Origin of the sequence: Arthrobacter sp. ISL-48, assembly GCF_018613805.1 — a bacterium.
Lineage (GTDB): Bacteria > Actinomycetota > Actinomycetes > Actinomycetales > Micrococcaceae > Arthrobacter.
Map to the genome: position 1 here is coordinate 129079 of NZ_JAGGPL010000021.1, position 15410 is coordinate 144488.

Annotated in this window: 12 protein-coding genes; all 12 read left to right on the forward strand. The window is 58.0% G+C overall.

All coding sequences use genetic code 11. The features are described from left to right. Positions 1-3 precede the first annotated feature (3 nt). The 12 genes from J7E83_RS17930 (at position 4) to J7E83_RS17985 (ending at position 15115) form a co-directional block, all read left to right on the forward strand. Positions 4-678, forward strand: coding sequence for an HAD-IA family hydrolase (locus J7E83_RS17930; RefSeq protein ID WP_214964929.1), 675 nt, complete (start codon positions 4-6; stop codon positions 676-678). Beyond that, positions 675-1973 carry a glycosyltransferase gene (locus J7E83_RS17935; RefSeq protein WP_396020571.1) on the forward strand — a complete coding sequence of 433 codons (1299 nt, stop codon included), beginning with the start codon at positions 675-677 and terminating at the stop codon, positions 1971-1973. Before J7E83_RS17930 ends, J7E83_RS17935 begins: the two co-directional genes overlap by 4 nt. Beyond that, complete coding sequence (locus tag J7E83_RS17940; protein ID WP_214964933.1) at positions 1970-2737, forward strand: SDR family NAD(P)-dependent oxidoreductase; 768 nt, start codon at positions 1970-1972, stop codon at positions 2735-2737. Before J7E83_RS17935 ends, J7E83_RS17940 begins: the two co-directional genes overlap by 4 nt. A gap of 140 nt (positions 2738-2877) precedes the next feature. Beyond that, positions 2878-4125 (forward strand): aspartate aminotransferase family protein, encoded by a 1248-nt coding sequence (locus J7E83_RS17945; protein WP_214964935.1) that lies wholly within the window; start codon positions 2878-2880, stop codon positions 4123-4125. Further along, complete coding sequence (locus tag J7E83_RS17950; protein ID WP_214964937.1) at positions 4122-5180, forward strand: zinc-binding dehydrogenase; 1059 nt, start codon at positions 4122-4124, stop codon at positions 5178-5180. Before J7E83_RS17945 ends, J7E83_RS17950 begins: the two co-directional genes overlap by 4 nt. A gap of 1 nt (position 5181) precedes the next feature. Further along, positions 5182-6351, forward strand: coding sequence for a glycosyltransferase family 2 protein (locus tag J7E83_RS17955; protein WP_214964938.1), 1170 nt, complete (start codon positions 5182-5184; stop codon positions 6349-6351). Positions 6352-6379: 28 nt separating this feature from the next. Continuing rightward, a complete protein-coding gene (locus J7E83_RS17960; RefSeq protein WP_214964939.1) occupies positions 6380-6949 on the forward strand; it encodes a DUF1349 domain-containing protein in 570 nt (189 codons plus the stop codon). After that, a complete protein-coding gene (locus J7E83_RS17965) occupies positions 6942-7745 on the forward strand; it encodes an inositol monophosphatase family protein (RefSeq protein WP_214964940.1) in 804 nt (267 codons plus the stop codon). The genes J7E83_RS17960 and J7E83_RS17965 overlap by 8 nt, the downstream gene beginning before the upstream one ends. Further along, the gene (locus J7E83_RS17970; RefSeq protein WP_214964941.1) at positions 7742-9004 is read left to right on the forward strand and encodes an MFS transporter; all 1263 of its coding nucleotides are present in this window, start codon (positions 7742-7744) and stop codon (positions 9002-9004) included. Before J7E83_RS17965 ends, J7E83_RS17970 begins: the two co-directional genes overlap by 4 nt. A gap of 297 nt (positions 9005-9301) precedes the next feature. After that, positions 9302-9538 (forward strand): hypothetical protein, encoded by a 237-nt coding sequence (locus tag J7E83_RS17975; protein WP_214964942.1) that lies wholly within the window; start codon positions 9302-9304, stop codon positions 9536-9538. Positions 9539-9657: 119 nt separating this feature from the next. Beyond that, positions 9658-10923 carry a hypothetical protein gene (locus J7E83_RS17980; protein WP_214964943.1) on the forward strand — a complete coding sequence of 422 codons (1266 nt, stop codon included), beginning with the start codon at positions 9658-9660 and terminating at the stop codon, positions 10921-10923. Between the two features lie 241 nt (positions 10924-11164). After that, a complete protein-coding gene (locus tag J7E83_RS17985) occupies positions 11165-15115 on the forward strand; it encodes an ATP-binding protein (protein WP_214964944.1) in 3951 nt (1316 codons plus the stop codon). Positions 15116-15410: the final 295 nt, after the last annotated feature.

Genomic DNA, 15410 nt, shown 5'->3' on the forward strand with positions numbered 1-15410 from the left:
CAGATGCGAACACAATTCGATGCAATCCTGTTCGATATGGATGGCACTCTCGTAGATTCCACTGCTGTCGTGGAAAGGACCTGGAGGAACTTCGCGGCATTTCACGGTCTTGACGACGAAACAGTCATAGGACACGCACACGGGCGTCCCACAGCGGAAACCGTGTCATTCTTCATCGGGAATCCGGAGCTAGCAGAAAGCGAAACCGCCCGAATCACACATGCTGAGAGCATCGACACCGACGGAGTCACTGAAATCCCCGGTGCGGCTGCAGTCCTGGAGGCTCTTGCCGACCAGAAATGGGCCGTTGTCACCTCCGCTGGCACTGACGTGGCGAGGGCCCGCATGAAGGCATGTGGGCTAGTGCTGCCGGAAGTTTTTGTCACCGTCGAGGACATCAAGGTGGGCAAGCCGCACCCTGAAGGCTACCTGCTGGCATGCACGCGCCTTGGAGTTGACCCTCAGCGCTGTCTGGTATTTGAGGATGCCGGACCTGGGATCGCGGCGGGGCTGGCGTCTGGCGCGTCGGTGGTCGTCGTCGGCGGCTACCAGGGGAGCGAAACGGCCGGACTACACACCATCTCCGATTTCACGGATGTAGTTGTCGAACCCGGAGTGGTGCGCCTGTCTCAGGAGAACCGTTCCGACCTCTATCGCAAAGTGGCGTCGGTGGGATGACTCAGACAACCGCAGGCCTGCGATGGCACCGGAAACCGGCCAGCCGCGACAAACCGTGGGTAGTGCATGTGAACACCACTGCAACAGGCGGGGGAGTGGCAGAGCTGCTCGAAGTGCTGACAGTTGACGAGCGGGACAGCCCGTATGAATCAGGGTGGCTTCTCCTTGAAGCACCTGCGGAGTTCTTTCACTTCACCAAGAATCTCCATCACTTGTTCCATGGAGGCGGCAAACCCTCTCTCCTCCAAAGCGAATCCGCCGCTATTTACAGAGGGGTGTTCCTCGCTCCGTTCAGCGATCTGCTTAGTTCTCTTCAGCCGGGGGATACCGTCGTGCTCCATGACGCCCAGACACTGGGCCTGGCGAGTGCTCTGACACCTTTCGGCGTCCGAATTGTCTGGCACTGCCACGTTGGCTCTGCTGAGGATGGACCAGCGAAAGCTGCACTGTGGTCATTTTTCGCACCCGATCTGGCGAAAGTCGATGCCATTGCTGTTACCCGGCGGGAATATCTTTCGGGGGCAGGTGTGGACATAAAAATCCGCGAGGTATCACCAGCAATTGATCCGCGGTCCCCCAAAAATCGTCCCCTGCCCAAGTCGACGCAAAAAGAACTCCTAGACGGTCTGGGGCTCCACGGTCCTTGCCGCAGGCCCGTGGGCTACAGGCTGTGGCAGGAGGAACCCCTGCCCCAGGACGCCTCAGTTGTCCTCCAAGTATCAAGGTGGGACCCGCTCAAAGACATGATAGGAGTCTTGGGTTGCGCCCACGCACTCCCCGCAGAAACTCATCTCATCCTGTGCGGCCCGGATCCTGACGAAATCTCCGATGACCCGGAGGGAGGGGAACAACTCCAACTTGTCCTCGACGCACGCTCAGGGTTGGAACCTCATCTGAAACGCCGGGTGCATGTGCTGGCGCTCTCGCTCCAAGACAGCACCCTGAACGCGCTACGTGTAAACGCCCTCCAGCGCCGAGCCGACGTAGTGGTGCAAAAAAGCATCCAGGAGGGCTTCGGCCTGACAGCCACCGAAGCAATGCACAAAGGAAAGCCCGTCGTCGCCACCCGGGTTGGCGGGATGATCGACCAGATTCAGGACGGTCAAAACGGGATCCTGATTGATCCCGCTAATGCAGAAGAGTTCTCCTCGGCGGTGCGAAGACTCATTGACGACCCGGGCATCCGCGCTGGCCTCGGCCAAGCCGCGGCCCGATCAGTAAGTGAGCAGTATTTGATGCCTCGCCTCGTGGAGGACTACCGACGTCACCTCATAGCAAGGAAGAAAACAATATGACTGGGTCAAGATCCGCAATCATCACCGGTGGCTTCGGGCAGATAGGTGATGCTATTGCCACCGAGCTTCTGGAATCAGGGTTAGTTGATCAAATTTGGTGCCTTGACAGTCGAGTGCCAGATGTTGGAACAGATCCACGCGTGCGGTATATCCAAGTGGATCTGTCCGGGGAACAAGAGATGGAGCAGGTCAGGGCTCAACTCCCGGACAGGATCTGCATGCTTATTAATGCTGTGGGAGGTGAGCGACGTCCGTCCGTTGCTGCCGTCCAGGATAAGAGCTGGCCTCCCTCAGCCGTGTGGGACGACATCACAGTCCTGAACATGGGCCTCCCATATCGAGTCACCGAGCGGCTTCATGACCGTATCGAGGACGGCGGCACCATTTGCAACATCAGCTCTATTGCCGCGGGGATGCCTTGGGTGGTGTCTCCTGCATACGGGGCCGCGAAAGCTGCACTGGAGCACTGGGGTAAGTCGCTCGCCGTTGTATTAGCCCCCCGCGGGATCCGCGTCAACGCGGTCCGGCCCGGCTTCGTCTGGAGCAGGCAATGGGCGGAGGTGTCCCGTCAGGAATTCGACGAGGTGGTAAGGGACAGAGTCCCCTTGGCACAGGTATCAACAGGCGAACGCGTTAGCAAGGAACAGACGCCTGGGGACATAGCGAAGGTCGTCGCCTTCCTATGTTCCAGTGCGGCGAAACACCTTACAGGGCAGACACTCGATGTAGACGGTGGTGCGGCTCTTGCGCGCGCACCGCGGTGACTCTGAAATTCGGGTCAAAACCGGCAACCGTCTGGGCCCACTAGGCACATGCACAATCCCGCGTCCAGCCTCCATCGAAGTACACGCTATATGTCGGCGCAGCAGCCTACCCATGCTGAGAGATGTCGAGAAGGCTGACCATGACAACACAAAATAGTCTCCTCGTTGAACAATGGCAGTCTTACCGTGGAGAGGGGGTGCGGCTGTTCGACGGTGCCAGTTCCTATATCGACTGCGCTTCGGGCACCTTCAACCTTTCACTCGGCTATTCGAATGCGGAAGTGACGAGCGCGCTCCACGAGCAGATCGATCGCTGTTCCCACCTTTCCTCGGAGCTTACAAAGGAAAAGACTTCGGCCATTTTCGAGTCGCTGAAAGAATTTTTACCCCCGCACATTGCGGCGTTCTGGTTCCGGGACATTATCGGTTCTTCGGCCACCGAATGTGCCATTAGGATCGCCCAAAAAGCCACCGGCCGTTCGGGCATTGTGTCGTTGTTCCTGTCACATCACGGACAGACTGTAGGAGCAGCAGGCGTTTCGGGAAATGCTTTCCGGCAGGCAAGCTTCTCCCTTCCCTTTGTCGGTTCTTTGAAGATACCGGCACCGGACTGTTTGAACTGTTTCTATGAAAAAAACCCCGACTCATGCAACATGCTGTGCGCCAGAAGGCTCGACGATTTTCTTGAATATGCCTCTAATGGTCAAGTAGCAGCAGTAATCATCGAACCTGTTCTGGGTAACGGCGGAAACATTGTGCCTCCTCCGGACTACTTCAAGACGCTCCGGGAAGTATGCGATCAGAACGAGATACTCATCATCGCCGACGAGGTACAAACTGGGTTCGGCAGAACGGGGAGCTTCTTTGCCAGCAACGGTTTTGCCAAGGATCTTCGCCCCGACATCATTACCTTCGGGAAAGGCGCTGGCGGAGTGGGTATCCCGGCAGCCGGAGTGGTCATGCGCGCCGAACTAGACGTGCTTGAGCCATGGGAACACTCGACAACCTCCGGCGCAAATCCGCTAGCCCTCGCCGCGATGGATGCGACTATCGCCTACATCAAGAATCATCACGTGCTCCAAAACGTGCAAGTCGCTGGATCGGCCCTGAAACAAGGACTGCATGAACTCGAGACCGAATACCCGATTATGCGAAACGTCCGCGGCGTCGGGCTCATGCTTGGTTTCGATCTTCCAAATTCAGAAACAACATCCCTCTTCATCAGCATTGCGAAGAGCCACGGACTGATCCTTCGCGGAAGCCGCTACGGATTCGGACACACGATCAAAGTCAGACCACCGCTGATCATCAGCAACGACGAAGTCGACGAAATCCTCGTCTCCCTACGATCGGCCCTGGCCGACCTCTCGATAAGGAAAACGGCATGAGAGCACTGAAATACGCGGACCCCTGGGACCTTCGGCTGGTTGAGGTGGAAACCCTTCACGCTCTCCGGCCACACGATGTGGTTGTCGACATCCATTACTGCGGTATATGCGGGACAGATCTGGGAATCGCTTCCGGATTCTACCCGGTCGCCCAGCAGGGAGTCACGATCGGGCATGAAGCAACTGGCATAGTGGCCGAAGTTGGCGAGAAGGTCACAAACGCCAAGGTCGGTGACAGGGTCGTTATTAACCCGACACCGTTCTGCGGCGCATGCAGAATGTGCGAGAGCCGCCGCACGAACCATTGCACCAACAAGATGGGCACGGAAAGTGGGGTGAGCTACGACGGGGCATTCGCTGACCGATTCCTCACCACCCAGGAATATGTGCACGTTCTACCGGAAGATGTGTCTCTTAAAGCAGCAGCGCTTACCGAACCGCTGGCTTGTGTCCTCGGGGGTGTCCGGCAACTTGACCTGAGCTTGCCCAGCCCGTACACGTTCGTCTTTGGCGCGGGACCCCTGGGCCTGTTGTATGTATGGGCTCTGTCCCTGAGAGGCGTTCTCCCAATCGTCATTGAACGTTCCGAAGCCCGGCTTCGGTCCGCGGGCCCGCGCCTGCCCAAGGGAGCGAAAATATACCGCTCACTGGAAGAAGCGCGACGATCTCACTTCCACGATCCTGAGGCCCCGCTCGATCTCGTCATCGACACCACATCGGGCATGTTGATGGAGTTGTACCCTCAGTTGGCCTGCGGCAGCACTTTCCTATCAGTGGGCTTGAAAACACAAGACGCGACCATTGATGCCCTCCAGCTCGCCGACCGCAGCCTTACCATCCTCGGATCCATTGATTCCCGTGATGGCTCCTTCTCAGAAGCTTTCAACCTCATCGCATCGGGGCTCCTTCCGGCGGAGAAGCTGATCAGCGACGTGATAAGTCTCGAGGATTATGAACGGGCCTTCTCTACGCTTGGATGTGACATCAGAAATCAGCAGCTAGGCCCTGCCCCCGATGCCAGCTGCAAGGTTCTCTTAAGCATTGGAGGAGAATGAAATGGGCGCAATGAAGTTCAGCATCGTCATACCGTACAAAGACCGGCTGGCCAACATGAGTTTGGCGCTAGAGTCCCTATCACATCAGACTCTCCCCACTGATGAATTTGAAGTCGTAGTCGGTGTCATGGAGAACTCGCCGCAATATGCCCAGCTGTGCAGAAAATTCGAGAACCGTCTCAACATTGTCTCTGTCGTCAGCGCGAAGAAGTGGCAGCTGGGCCTGGCCCGCAATATGGCGATGCGCCTATCCTCCGGGCAGATAATTGTCCTGCTCGACGCCGACATGGTCCTGCCGGACGAGTTCCTCGTCCGCTTATGGAATGAGCATTACTCAAACGGGGAGAACCAATGTGTTGTCGGCCAGATGATCGATTACTCGAACAATGACACAGACGTTACCGTCGTCGACCATCATCCCTACAACCACTACAAGGACCGGCTCGAAGCGGTGCAGGCTAAAGGCCCTGGCGAATCGGATCTTCGACTTCAATTCGACCATATAATTCCTTGGGCCTACGCGTGGACCGCCCTGATCGCGCTGCCACGCGAGAGTGTCGAGCGCCACGAGTTAACCTTCGACCTCAACTTCTGGGGCTACGGTGTCGAAGATCTTGAATGGGCCCATCGGATCAGCGCCGCCGGAATCCCCATCGTGATGAGCCGAAGTGCGTTTGGCATCCACCTGCCGCACGTCAGGAGCTTGGCTGACAATAAGAAGGCTGAGGCCGTTAACTATCGATATTTTGTAAAAAAGTGGCCATCCATAGAGGTGGAGCTCGCAGCGTGCTTCGGGGACTTCGAGGCAAACCAGCTCATCAACCCCCTGAGACAAGAGCTGGATCAACTCCTGGAAACCGGTAAGTCTTTCGCCTCAGTCTGCGCCACCCGCGGAGAAGTCCGAAGTCTTTACCTCGGCGCCCTTATTTCCGCTGATGGGAGCCTTGAAGGCCTTCCCGAAGCAGAGCCGAACGAAACCAGGGAAGCCTACCCGCTGATCGGTCTTGCACTACCGTTTGGCGATAAGTCCTTTCACGATGTAATTACCCTGGCCCCTGTCCGAGGCCTTTCCCATAATTACCGGAAAGCAGTGCAGTCGGAGGCCATCCGAGTCTGCGAAAAGACAAATGCAACGGAACTAAACTTTGCTGCACACACTCATTCACTTTAGCCGGAAGAGCCTAATGAGGAGACAACAGATGCACTCGGATATGCAATGGATAAACGAACCAAAAAACTGGCGGATGAAGGGCGAAGTCCTGCACGTCGAGACCGGTCAAGGCACAGATTTCTGGAGGAAAACATTCTATGGATTCACCAGAGACACAGGGCATTTCTACTTCAGGACGGTTTCAGGAGACTTTACCGCCACTGTCACAATCGGGGGAAATATTTCCTCACTCTACGACCAGTGCGGCTTGATGGTGCGAGCAAGTGACACAACCTGGATCAAAACAGGAGCGGAATTTGCCGACGGGGTGGTCAACCTGAGTACCGTCATCACCAACGGGTTCTCCGATTGGTCAGTTCTTCCTCTGGCCGCTGTTCCGCAAGAAGTCACCATCCGGCTGACCAGACACGGGGAGGCAATACGGGTTCAATATTTGGATGGTGAGGGGATCTGGCAGTTACTGCGGCTGGGCTATCTCGACTTGTCAGAGAGTTGCCAGGTCGGCGTGATGTCCTGCGCTCCGGAACGGGCGGGATTTGAAGCGACGTTCCGAGACTTTCAAATCTCAGACCCCATATCGCGAGACCTACATGACTGACGGGGGAGAGCGGGCCAGAAGTAAGGAATGGTTCCTGAATCTGGCCACACAGGCAGCAGCCGCAGGGGCAGCGGAAGTAGTCTCGCGTGTCGCCATGCCAGGTGCAGTCGCAACGAAGTCCAGCGCCACTGACCCGGTCACCGAGGCGGACCGCGCGAGCGAGGATGCCATCGTTGAGCTAATTCGACGCTACCGCCCCAGTGACGGAATTATCGGCGAGGAACGCGGCCATCGATCTGGCTCAAGCGGATACAGGTGGGTGATCGATCCCCTCGATGGCACAGTAAATTTTCTCTACGGAATACCTGCCTTTGCCGTTAGCGTTGCGTGCGAGATTCTGCGCGACGGGAAATGGGTGCCATGGGTTGCGGTAGTTCACGACATTGGAAGGGAAGAAACCTTCAGCGCCGCGGCCGGCATGGGCGCCAGAATGAACGGGGCGAACATCCAGGTGGGTTCGGTTGAGGACCTGGCTGCAGCGTTGATTACGACAGGGTTCTCCTACGACTCCGCCTCACGCGCCCGACAAGCCACGGCTTTATGCTCGCTCCTGCCTGCTGTCAGAGACATGCGAAGTGGAGGCAGTGCCGCCATCGAGCTGTGTTGGGTCGCTTCGGGGCGCTTCGACGCATATTTCGAGGATGAGTTGGCAATATGGGACACGGCGGCGGGAAAGCTGATAGTGGCAGAAGCAGGCGGGCGTACCACAAGGCTTGGTGCCACCGGCATCATTGCGTCTAACACTGCCCTTCACCACGCGCTGAAGACGCGCCTGTCCGATGAGGTTGCCCAATGAACAGGACAGCGCTGACTGAAGCCGGCACGGCCATGAGGTCCACTCCTGGGAAAAACGGTAGAGCCTATGCCGTAATCGCCCTACTCGCGGCATCCACTTTCACGTTCATAACCGTCGAGAACATGCCCATTGGTCTTCTTACGCTCATGGCGCCATCTTTCGAGACTCCGCCTGCCATGATCGGGTTGCTCGTAACGGGTTATGCGGTGATTGTCTCTCTGGCCTCAATCCCGCTGACCAAGCTAAGTATGGGTATTCCTCGTCGGCGACTGCTTTGCTCGGCTATCGCCCTCCTTGTTTTGGCGACTCTGAGCACCGCATTCGCGCCCAACTACTACGTTCTCCTCGGCGGCCGCATCCTAGGAGCCCTGGCACATGCCGTTTTCTGGTCCATTGTCGCCACTACCGCGGTGTCGCTGTTCGACCGGCCCAAACATGGCACAGTAATTTCCATCGTCTTCGCGGGTAGTTCATTGGGAACAGTTCTGGGAATTCCTGCCGTCGTCTGGATCGCTAACCAGCAGGGGTGGCGCCCAACGTTCCTAGTAATGTCCGCACTGGGTATATGCATTTTCATACTTTTGAGCATCCTGCTGCCGGGTGGTTCTCGCGACGATGAAGACACGTCATCGGGATCAACACCGGACCGGCGAACGTTTCGCGCTATCATGCTGACGGCCGCGGTGGGAGTATCAGGCATATTTATCGCGCAGACGTACATCACGCTATTCCTGACGGAGGCAACTGGTCTCAGAACCTCTGAATTGAGTCTGGCGCTTCTTGCAGCAGGCATCTCAGGCGTTTTAGGTGTTTTTCTGGGTGGCTGGCTGGCACCAAGAAAGCCCAATGTAGCGATTGCAGGACCGCTTGCCCTCATCTCCGTGGCCATGTTTTGCGCCTACGCGGGAGCGGCCAGTGTGATGCTGGTGGTTGTGATGTTCTCAGTTGTCGCCCTCGGCTTCAGCGCCTTTGCCGCCGCGGTACAGGTACGCGTACTCATCGTGGCGCCTGGCAGCACGGACATCGCTTCGGCCACCAGTTCGACGATGTTTAACATTGGTATCGGATCAGGTGCGCTTATTGGTGGCGCAGTTGTAGAAAACCTCGACGTCCGCACCACGGCGCTGGCTTCTGGATCATTGGCCGCCATCGCCGTGTTTGTCTTCCTGCTGGGACTCAGTCCCGCTGCCCAGCGACAAGTTGGAATTCGACGGCGAAACTTAAAGAAGGTCCCCCTCGAACCAGGAAATATGCAGTAGTTTCAACGCTTGGCCCATAAGGTGAGTGGTTCCTGCTCAGCTCACCTGCAATCAATGTTGTAGGCGTAGCGCATGATCCCGGAGCCGTGAAGACAGATTGGTTGATTGCCAGTAGCTCTGCGCTGGCCGGCGCTGCCAGCTCCATGAGGTTGGGCCAAGCAGGACCGGATCGAAGTGTTTCAACGTGTGCTCGGTCGTAGCCGGAAAGATCGACATTGACGATCTCGACCGCAGCGTCAAAGTCACCGCTACTGACCGCCGCTGTCACGCGCGGAAGCGCCTCGACAACGAACGGGTATGAGCAAGGGAACCATCCGTCTCATCCGCCTCAGCGTCAACGGCGGCATGGACTACAAAGAGGTTGCCATCAACGTAGTCACAGCGACGTTTCCGAACCCGCCGGTGTCTGAATGGCCTGACTGGCGGGTCCCCGAGTTGGAGTGGACGCCGACCCAACCATTGTGGCCTGAAGGTCTGGGACCCACCCCCACCCCGACGCCGTCTGCCTCGCCGAGCGGGCAGGGAACGCCATGAGTGTCTATCACGCGCACGTACGGGCCGGAGCATGAACGGATCTGGAATAGCTGCTGACACGGGGGGCAACCCACAGCGCACGGCAGAGGTATGACCGCGACGAATGAAAGCAAGAGCCCATGACCCAGATATGCACCGCGAATAGACCGAAGCCTGCCACGGAGCGACTGCGTGACGAACTGTCCCGCTATCAATGGAAGCTCCTCAAGAGGGTCTTTCCGGCTTGGATACTTAGCTCGGTAGTCCTCTTCTATTTCTGGCAGGTCGCCGATTACCCTGAGGATGCCACAGAGGTTAGCCTCCGGTCAGTTTCCGGCAGCATCATCCTCTCCGGCTTCGGTGTGCTCGCAACCCTTGTGGTGGCCATTCAGGTTCTCGCCCGGTCGACCAGAAGAAATCACAAGCGCAGCAGACCAGGGCCGGTTGAATTCCTGGGCTGGGCATGCTGGCTCGTACTTCTCGCCGATACTGGCTTGACGACGCTGGCAATGCTGCAGTCTTTTGATCTCAGTAGGTGGCCAAACAGGGTTGCAGTCGATGCGACGCGGGCGATGGGAAGTCTCGTTTTTGGGGTTTTGATCGCGCTGTTCGCCAGTGATGCCGCCGAACACGCGGAACGAACCGACGCCTATCGCAGGAAGGAAATCCAGGACAGCGAAGACGTCCTGGCAAGGATGCCTCTGGGGCATCCGACAAGAAGACAGCAAACAATACAAGCCTTTGTTCTGCTGGCAGGGTGCCCCGCGATTAGTGGGATTGCGGCGTTTTGCTGGTTCACGCCTTCGGTCGCGCTGGCTGGGACCGTAGTGTCGGCGCTCTTAGGTGTGGTGGCGTTCTACAGCATCCGAACGTTGTGCGTTCTTCACTATTTGAGAAGGCCATGGGCATTGCTGAGGCACTTGGCGGTTGGGATCCTCTTCTGGGCACTGTTCGGTTCGGCTTTCCTGGTTGGGATCTTTCAGGCCATTCTTGGAGGCGCGTTCGGTACCGATGACACAGTTGTCGCCGAAAAACTGTTCCGCTACATCGCCTTCTACGTGCTGGTGACAATTTCGCCGTTCTACGCAGCCACCTGGATGTGTCGAACCTTCGGCTCCAAGCGTCTGCGCGGGCTTGTCCTCAACTCAGCAGCCAGAGGGCAAGGACGCAAGTTGCTCAAACTGCGCTGTGGACGGGCAACATCCTCGGTCGGCTATTCCGTAGTGACCAGACACATCAACAGTTGGTTGAGGCAGCACGAAAAGGCTCACAAGTATCTTCACAAGCTGCGAGACAATCTGCCCTTCCTTGGTCTGAGCGGAGCTGGGGCACTGATCATTGCCGTCCTCATATGCTTGATCGCCCTGGGGCCATCGATTCTTATCGCACAGTTCCCGCGGGAATGATCCGTGCCAGCAGATATGACTTTGGCAAGGAAGATTTGCTTTGTAGCATGCTGTGCAACTTCGAAAGGGAAAAATGTCGGTGAGTGATTTTGGTACGTCGTGGATATCCCGCGCACGCGGAACGGGCTCGAACGATCCGTTGAACTTTTGGTTGGGGGTTGAGGCGTTCTCCCCTCAGAGCGTTCCTGAAAGGTCCCGATCCCGCAGCGAAGTGCCGTTCGTAGCGGATTACAGTGTTGCCATGGCTGTGCCATGGGCTCCGGAGGCGGATTGGCCTCAGGCCCGCAAGGGGTTTATGTGGCGGCACACGGTGTATCTCGGAGTGTTTGATCTGGAGTCAGCATGGGATGTTCTTGACCCTGCACCGACTGAGGATTTCGACGCCCGCCCCGGGCCTCAGAGCGCCGTCGCGATGGTCACTGTGGACGAAGATGGGACATTAAGCCAGGAAAGTGCGGTCCTGTCGCAGTGTGTCTGGGCGGCAGGCATGCATCGTCGCCGCGGGCGTCTTGACGATGTTTTCGCTGATTTTGCCGCGGATGAGGCCCGGTGGCGTGAGGATCTTGACGCTCTGATTGTTGCCCGGGGCATCCGGGTTGGGGCGGATTCTTCTGAAGGTTTTGCCAGCCGCCCGGTCTCGCTTGACGATCTCAGCGTTATCCTCGGTCTGTTTTTGAAAAAGACAGGAACGACGGGATTGCTCACGTTCGATGGGGCTCCAGCGGGCGGGATCCGGATCAAGAGCGAACAGATCTCCATGAAAAAGCGCGATATGGAGGCCGAACCGGGCTTTCTGAACAGTCTATTCTCAGCGGACCTTTACAGCTTGTCCCGGCAGACGGCACTTCCAGGTGCCGCAGCCCAGTATCTGGGCCGAAGCGGTGGACAGAAACAGGTTGACGTCCGCCAGGACTTGACCACGGTCTATGACTCGGTAGCCCCGCGTTTGATTCCCGACGGGCGTTGGCCAAGCGACCCCTGTCATTCGTTGGCGTTGTCTCAGCAGTTCGCGGTGAATCGTGCGTTGGAAGATCTTGGCGGCGGGGAGGGTATCTTCTCGGTCAACGGGCCTCCCGGGACGGGGAAGACCACGATGTTGCGGGACATGATCGCGGCGTTAACGACACGGCGTGCTGTCGCGTTGGCGGCATTCGCCGACCCCGCCGGGGCATTCGTGGCCCGGCATCAGCTCAAATCAAGCACAAAGTTCTCACGCACTGTCCATGAGCTGCATCCGAGCCTGCGCGGATTCGAGATGGTGATCGCCTCGTCCAACAACGGAGCGGTTGAAAACATCAGCCTGGAAATTCCCTTGAAAGATGACGGCGTCATCGCCAAGGAGTTCCAGGGCAACTCAGGCTACTTCACGGGCATTGCCACGGAGCTGTTGAACGACGGGGACCGCAAAGACCGGCGGGAGGACGAGCCCGATAAGCATGCGTGGGGGCTTGTCTCGGCAAAACTGGGGAACTCCAAGAACAGGACAGCGTTCGTTTCGGCGGCCTTGTATGGCGACAGGGAAGCCCGCAAAGACCGTGAAGCCGTGCCTGGACTGATCCAGCTTTTAGAGAACCCGCCGGGGCCAGAAGTGTCAGGTTGGCCCGAGGCCAGGGCATCGTTCCTCGCGGCCAAGGCCAAGGTTGATCGGCTCCGGACAGCAAGGCAGACCTGCCATGAGGAATTCCGGGAATTGCCGGCACTGCGTACGGAGGTTGCGGAGCTGGAACAGGTCCTCGCTTCGGACATGGACTCCTGCGCCGTCCAGGAAGAACTCATCACCGAACAAACCCGGGAGTTGGCGGAGCTTCGTCAGCTGGAGTCAACAAGGCGGGCTGAGCTGGAGGCTCATGCTGCTGCGAAGCCGGGACTGTTGGAACAGATTCGCACCTCGGGCGAGATCATGACGCAGTGGAGAGACAGACACGACCGTCTCACGGGCGAGATTGATCAGATCCGCCGCTCCTTCGCGGGCCTGAAGATGATCCTTGCAAACTCCCGGAACGCGGCCGAAGAACTACAAGGACGGTACAAGCAAACCGAAACAAAACTGAGCCACCGCCAGAAACAGTGCGAAAAGTTTGACGAAGCGCAGGCAAGCGGATCGTTGCCTCCTGATGATTGGTTCGACCCGGCCAGCTCCACGCGGGAGAAGTCCTCGCCCTGGCTCGATGAGGAATTCAACCGGGCACGGTCAGCGTTGTTCCTGCAAGCGTTGAAGCTGCATGAAGCGTTTATCTACGCCCAGAGAACGGCCATGCGCCAAAATCTCCTCGCAGTCCAGGACGTACTGAAAAACGACGTTCCTGCAGAGACCACGGCATCCGTGGTGAGGAACGCATGGGAAGCGTTGTTCATGGTCGTACCGACGATCACGACAACCTTCGCGTCAGTCCCACGCCTTTTCGCCTCGCTAAAGAACGAGCAGCTGGGCTGGCTCTTCGTGGACGAAGCAGGCCAAGCCGCCCCACAACACGCACTCTGCGGCATCGCACGAGTCCGCCGCTCTCTCCTTGTCGGGGACCCCCTCCAACTCACCCCCGTGGTCAATTTGCCGGACAAGTACCAGGCCCGGCTTCTGGAGATCACCGGGGCCGGCCAACAGTGGCTGCCAGCCCATAACCCTGCCCAGGTTCTTGCTGACCGACACACACGATACGGGACAACCATCCAGCCGCCGGGGGCCGATGAGTTATGGGTTGGGGCACCGCTCCGGGTCCACCGGCGCTGCGATAACCCCATGTTCGACGTGGTGAACAAGGAAGTCTACGGCGGGCTCATGATCCACAGCGAGAAGGAACCACATCGGCCCTTCCCCAAAGACAGCCCTGTGCCCGCACCGGACTCTGCCTGGTTCCACGTGCAAACCAGCCAATGGAACGGTCACGCATCGCCCCAGGAACTCACCAAGCTGGACGAGCTCCTCGGAGCCCTGCAACAGACCGGGTACGACATGGACGATGTCCTCATCGTCTCGCCCTTCCGCCACGCAGCAAACGGCATTGTCAGAGTCGCCAAGAAGCACAAAATCGATACCGGCACACGTTCTGGTACTGTTCACCGTGCACAGGGCAAAGAAGCCAGCATCGTCATCGTCGTTCTCGGAGGCAAATCCCGAGGCGCACGCAACTGGGCCGTCGGCACACCCAACCTCTTCAACGTCGCCGTCAGCCGCGCCAAACGACGCCTCTACATCATCGGCAACCACCAACACTGGACAGAACTGCAGTACTTCAAGGCGCTCGCACCACGGCTGAAGGTCTGCCAACAGGACCAAACGGTCGCGGACCTTTTCATGCCGGCACCTCCCGAAGCGGACGCGCTTGAGCAAGGCCAAACGCAGGAAGCCAGGGCGCCGGAAACCGACACCGATCCCACGTCTTTTCCACCACAAGCAGTCGTGTACGACGAGCATGTAGTTGAACCGCCGGCTGCCCCCGTGGGGCGAGAATTCCTTAAAGCCGGAACGGACCCGGGTGGCAGCCCTGGCCGACATGGTAAGGACTGGGAGTACTCCGACTACGAAGCCCTCATCAGCGGCATCCGTTACGGCTACAGCGACGAGGAACTCGCGATCCATGTCCGACGAACCATCGGTGGGATACGCGCACGAGCACCATGGCTCCTTCCAGCGGGAACGGAAATCAGCAGCCAGAAGGACGCCTTAGAAAAACTCCGCGAGGCCGCGCTCGATGAATCCTTCAACTGGCAAGCCCATGTACGCGAAGCTCACAGCAGCAAACAAAAAGCCCTCTGGGATTCAGAAGCGGACCGTGCCCTTCTCTCTGCCTGGGAGAATGGGGCCCCGTCCCTTCCAGTGCTTTCCAAATCCCTCGGGATAGACGAAGAATCTATCGCTCGACGGCTCCTGATGCTTGACTACGCCGAGAACAGACTGGCTATCATCGACCGACTCGGATGTACCCCAGGAAGCGTCCTCGACGTAAACGCCCGGCTAGCCAGAGACAAAGCATCCGTACTGATCTGGGTTCTCACGGTCATAGACGAACAAGGAACAATCCAGCATCTCTCCCTGCATCCAAACGAGGAATCAGCCTTCCAAGCCAAAGATGAAGCAGTGCTCGGTGACCGTGATCAGGTTGGCTGGGAGTGGACGGTAGCTCAACGTGTCATCGGGGAAGGGTCCGTCAGGTCCTCGATGACTGGGCTATATGCGGAATCGGTACGCCCGTGACAGCACGAGGTGCGATCGAAAACGGAGCTCATCACCCGGTTCCTCCGTGAGTGTCTCCTATGAGGCAGGTTGGGGTGTGCAAATCATTGCTTAACGTCTGGCAAGCCTGACGACGGACCGCTAAGCGCCCAGTGATACCAAAGGGTTCAAGGTTTCCTGACTAACCCTTCAGGGCGAGACGAATACGGGTTCCCGGTCCAGCAGCCGGTGGACGTGATCCCGCCACTGCCGCCATTCTCACATGCGCGGCGTCGCAGTCACCAACCTGCATTGGTGTCAGCGATGGTCGAAAAGT